The following is a 4,588-nucleotide window of genomic DNA, read 5'->3' on the forward strand; positions in this document are numbered from 1 at the left end:
CCCGCCTCCCCTCATCCCCGCCTCACCCCCTCACCCCCCTCGGACGCCCGGGGTAGAGCTGGCTCTACCTGGTAGTTGGGGTGTGGGTGGGGTAAGAGTAGAGTCTGCCCCACTGTGCTGGGGTGGGGGAGGCGAAAGAATAGAAGTATGACTACTACTGATCGCACGATGTATGACGCGGCCCCTGTTTCTGGTTCGGGGCAGCCTGCGTCCTTTGAGAGTTTTGAGAGTTCCCCGCAGCCGAAGAGTCTGTGGCGTCGTATGGGTAGCCCCTTGTATGTGGTGTCTGCTGGCCCGTGGATTGCTGTGGCGGTGTTGGCTGTTCAGGGGGTTATTGCCGGTTTGATTTCGGGTTTGACGGCGTCCTTGCTGGGTATTGTGGTGTTGCCTTTTGTGGCGATTGCTTTTGGTGTTTTTGAGCGGTGGCGTTTGGCGAAGACTGGTCTTGGTGTCGTTGCTAATGGCCATGTTGATTACCCTAATGCTGGTTTTTGGGAGGGTGCTCTTTTCCGTTTGAAGGAGATTGCGACCTGGCGTGAGTTTGGGTCGATGATGGTGACGACGGTGTGGGGTTGGGTTGCTGGCGCCGTGGTGGGTTTGCAGGTGATGGCCCTTGTCGGCGCCAGCGCAGTAGCCTACTACCTGGGCATAGGGAACAGGCTCTACCTCGACTGGCAGCACCTTTTCCTCTACTCCCAGGGGGAAATGAACTACTACATCAACCAGGGCCTTCTTCCCGCAAGCGGCCAAATCTTTGAAGTTACTCCCCAGTACTGGTGGGTTTTCCTGGCTGCTATCCCCGTCTTGCTGATTATTTTTGCTTACGTCAATGGTCTGCTGGCTGCCACCGGGGCTAGTCTCTCCAAGCTGATCCTGTCCTCCCGCCCTGAGGAGCAGGAGCGTGAGCTGGCCCGTCTGACCGCCTCCCGCGCCACCATCGTCGACGCCTTCGAGGGGGAGCGCCGCCGGATTGAGCGCAATCTGCACGACGGCGTCCAGCAGGAACTGGTCAACCTCAACCTGCGCCTTGGCCTGGCTGAGATGGAGGCGAAGAATCTGGTTGCTGATACCCAGGACGCCCGCGCCGCAGCTTTGCTCAACCATGTCACCGAGGCCCGTACTCAGCTTTCTCATGCCCAGCAGATCCTGCGTGATACCGTCCGTGGTATTTACCCGGCGGTGCTTGAAGATCACGGCCTCAAGGCTGCCCTGGAGGAGCTGGTGCGTCATAGCGTCCTGCCGGTTCGTCTTACCTACGACGCCCCGGCCCGTCTGCCGCGCGATATTGAGCGCACTGCCTACTACACCGTCAATGAGGCTTTGACTAACACCCTCAAGCACGCTCAGGCGCAGTTTGTTTCTCTGTCGGCTTTTGTGGCTGGTGAGTCGCTGGTGGTTACGATTGAGGATAACGGTGTTGGTGGCGCGGATCCTGCCCGTGGTACTGGCCTTGCCGGGCTGGTGGAACGTGCGGCCGCCTTGGGGGGTACGGTGCAGGTTGATTCCCCTGCCGGTGGCCCCACCCGCCTGACCCTGGCCCTGCCCCTACCCAAGGGCTCAACAACCCTGTAGCGTTTCACATGAAACCTTGTCACGAAAGGTGCCCCATGCGTATTGTCCTCGCCGAAGACTCTGCCCTGCTCCGCCAGGGTCTGACGATGGTGTTGGGTGCGCTGGGGCACTCTGTGGTGGCGGAGGTTGAGGACGCCCCTACCCTGCTCACCGCTGTTGAGGCGGCTATGGCGGGGGAGGGGGTTGACGCGGTGATTACTGATGTTCGTATGCCTCCCACCCACACTTCTGACGGCCTCAGGGCCGCCTTGCAGTTGCGCGAGACGTACCCTGGCCTGCCGATTGTGGTGCTTTCCCAGTACATCACTACCGCTTATGCTCGTGAGCTTTTTGCCCGTTCTGCGGCGGGGTTGGGTTATCTGCTGAAGGATAGGGTGGGTGATATTGAGGAGTTTGCCCGGGCCCTTGAAACTGTGGTGGCAGGTGGCACTGTGATTGATCCGGACGTCGTCCAGCACCTTCTGGGTGGCACGTCGAGCGGGCAGGTGGCGGGGCAGGTTCCCGGCAGCCCGGCGGGTGTTTCCGGCGCGGACGTCCCCGCCCCTTCTTCCTTCGCTGGGGTAGGGGGCGGTGGGGGAGCGTCTGCCTCCTACTCCGGCCAGGTGGCTCCTCCTGCCGGGGGTAAGCTGGCCCGGCTGTCCCCGCGCGAGTTAGAAATTCTGCGGCTGATGGCCCAGGGGCGGTCTAACGCAGAGATCGAAGCTGAACTTTTTATATCCCCGGCAACCGTCGCTAAGCACGTGGGCAATATCTTCGACAAGCTCGATTTGCCCGCCGATACCGGTAACCGCCGCGTCCGGGCCGTCCTGGCCTTTTTGGAGGGGTAGTTGCTCTTACTACAAGGTGTAGCAGGCTCGCAGCGAAGCTGCTGGCTCGGATGAAGTGAGCGGGTGCGTCAGCACATAAGAGCGAACGGAATCCGCCGAAAGGCGGGGCGTGAATCGCTGGTGATGAGCACCGAGATTCCGAGCGCGCGAGGAAAATAAATCTCGGTGCGAATCTGGCGAGCTTGCGAGCCAGCTTGTGAACCAGCGAGAGGGTCGGCAGCGAGCGCGAGCCTGCTATACCTCCCTTTGCCCTATTTCTGAATCATGGCCTGGGCCAGCACTTCGAGGCCGCGGTGGGCTTGTTCGGTGCTGGGGGAGAGGTTGGAGATCATGAGTTCGTCGGCTTGTACTGAGTTTGCGAAGCGGGTGAGGTAGTCGCCTACTTGTTCTGAGGTGCCTACTGCGGTGTAGCGCAGCATGTCCAGGATCTGTTGGCCCTGGGGTGAGGCGACCAGCATGTCGAGTTCGTCGTCGGTGAGGTCGCGGTCGTCGAGGCGCATCATGGACTTCACCCGCTGCCGGTGGGCAATCACCTGCTGGGCGCGGGCGTCCTCTTCCGTGTCGGCGGCGATCACGTTCGCTGCGGCAATCACATAGGGCTGCTCAAGCTGCTCTGAGGGGGTGAAGCGCTCGCGGTAGACCTTGATGGCCTGCTCCAGGTGGGTGGGGGCGAAGTGGGAGGCGAAGGCGTAGGGCAGGCCTAGGGCGCCTGCGAGGGAGGCGCCGAAGAGGGAGGAGCCCAGGATGTAGAGGGGCACCTTGGTACCTGCCCCGGGGGTTGCCTGGACGCCGGGGACTCGGGTGTCGCCGCTGAGGTAGCCTGCGAGCTCTTGGACGTCTTGGGGGAAGTTTTCTGCGTCCTGTGGGTCGCGGCGGAGGGCGGCGAGGGTTCGCATGTCGGTGCCGGGGGCCCGGCCTAGGCCGAGGTCGATACGGTCGGGGTACATTTCGGCCAGGGTGCCGAATTGTTCGGCGACGGTGAGGGGGGAGTGGTTGGGGAGCATGACGCCGCCGGCCCCGAGGCGGATGGTTGAGGTGTGGGCGCCAATGTGGGCTATGAGCACTGCTGGGGCTGCTGAGGCTATGCGCTGCATGTTGTGGTGTTCTGCGTACCAGATTCGGGTGTAGCCGAGTTTTTCTGCGTGTTGGGCGAGGGCTACGGAGCGTTTGAAGCTGTCGGCGGGGCGTTCGCCGGGGAAGATGAGGGCGAAGTCGAGGAGGGATAGGGCTGGCATGGTTGTGGTGGTGCCTTTCGGTGTGGGGTTGCGGATATGTCTTATAACGGTTGGGGCCCTGTCTCTATTCCGGGGAGGTAAGGACGTCTGCCGCCTCCTTCTCGTGGGGTAGGGCAGGCGAGGGTGGGTGGTAGGTAGGGTGGTAAAAGAAATTTTGAGTGGAGTGGGTCATAGATTCCCACCATAGATTTGCCTCACAGGGGTATTCTGACTAGGCAAAATGCTGTGCGTGAGGACGCCTGAAAAGGGTCTGCGAGGCATTTTTGGGCCTTTGAGGGGGCTGGGTGGTGTTTTTTCGAGTTGCACGGTCTGAAAAACCTGCGTAGAGTATTACGAGTCGCCGCGGCGAGGGAAACCCCGCCACAACGACAAAACACCTAGTCACATAGCGAATCAGGCAGAAAGCCGGTACTGAAAAATCAAGACTCAACGAGTCGGGTTTGAAGGTCATAAACCAGCCAGAAGCCACTGTGAGGCACAACACGGAACACCGAGTTGACACACAGAAAAGAAACGCGATAGACTAAATGAGTTGCCCAAACGAGGCAACGATAACTGAGAATGACCGATACGAAACACCGGCCAGTGTTTGCTGGCTAGGGTTGAGAATGCGGTTTGTTGCTTGAAAACTCAATAGCGTACCAATGTTATAAATAACATTCTTATCGTCCATCATCACACTAACACAACAACCTGTTGTGAGTGATATGGAAATAGAACTGATACCAAATATTTATATAACAGGTAGGAAACACCTTTTAGGGTGTCCTACTGAATTTGATAATCAATTGGTTTCAGATTCGTCAGCTTGAACCACACCACCCCGTGGTGAATGGTTCGCTAACAATCAGAGACCAGGATCATCAACTACTTCATTTTTTCAACGGAGAGTTTGATTCTGGCTCAGGACGAACGCTGGCGGCGTGCTTAACACATGCAAGTCGAACGATGAAG

At 59.2% G+C, this 4,588-nt stretch carries 3 protein-coding genes and 1 rRNA gene; 3 read left to right on the forward strand and 1 reads right to left on the reverse strand.

All coding sequences use genetic code 11. The annotated features are described in order from the left end of the window. Positions 1–147: 147 nt before the first annotated feature. Both L7A15_RS10530 and L7A15_RS10535 read left to right on the forward strand, forming a co-directional pair. The gene (locus tag L7A15_RS10530; protein ID WP_237209083.1) at positions 148–1,572 is read left to right on the forward strand and encodes a sensor histidine kinase; all 1,425 of its coding nucleotides are present in this window, start codon (positions 148–150) and stop codon (positions 1,570–1,572) included. 35 nt (positions 1,573–1,607) lie between these two features. Then, positions 1,608–2,399, forward strand: coding sequence for a response regulator transcription factor (locus L7A15_RS10535; RefSeq protein WP_237209084.1), 792 nt, complete (start codon positions 1,608–1,610; stop codon positions 2,397–2,399). A gap of 251 nt (positions 2,400–2,650) precedes the next feature. Here the strand turns inward: L7A15_RS10535 and L7A15_RS10540 are convergent, their stop codons facing one another. Next, entirely contained in the window at positions 2,651–3,634 is a 984-nt protein-coding gene (locus tag L7A15_RS10540) for an LLM class flavin-dependent oxidoreductase (protein ID WP_237212505.1), read from the reverse strand. Between the two features lie 880 nt (positions 3,635–4,514). On the opposite strand from L7A15_RS10540, the gene L7A15_RS10545 reads away from it, so the two are divergent. Next, positions 4,515–4,588: ribosomal RNA gene (locus L7A15_RS10545) — 16S ribosomal RNA — on the forward strand; the annotation flags it as partial.

The organism is Rothia nasimurium, assembly GCF_928391935.1.
GTDB lineage: Bacteria > Actinomycetota > Actinomycetes > Actinomycetales > Micrococcaceae > Rothia > Rothia nasimurium_D.

What these genes read in the sequence shown, in the direction of transcription:
- L7A15_RS10530 (WP_237209083.1), top strand. Translation starts at nt 148, where the DNA reads ATGACTACTACTGATCGCACGATGTATGACGCGGCCCCTGTTTCTGGT.
- L7A15_RS10535 (WP_237209084.1), top strand. Translation starts at nt 1,608, where the DNA reads ATGCGTATTGTCCTCGCCGAAGACTCTGCCCTGCTCCGCCAGGGTCTG.
- L7A15_RS10540 (WP_237212505.1), bottom strand. Translation starts at nt 3,634, where the DNA reads ATGCCAGCCCTATCCCTCCTCGACTTCGCCCTCATCTTCCCCGGCGAA.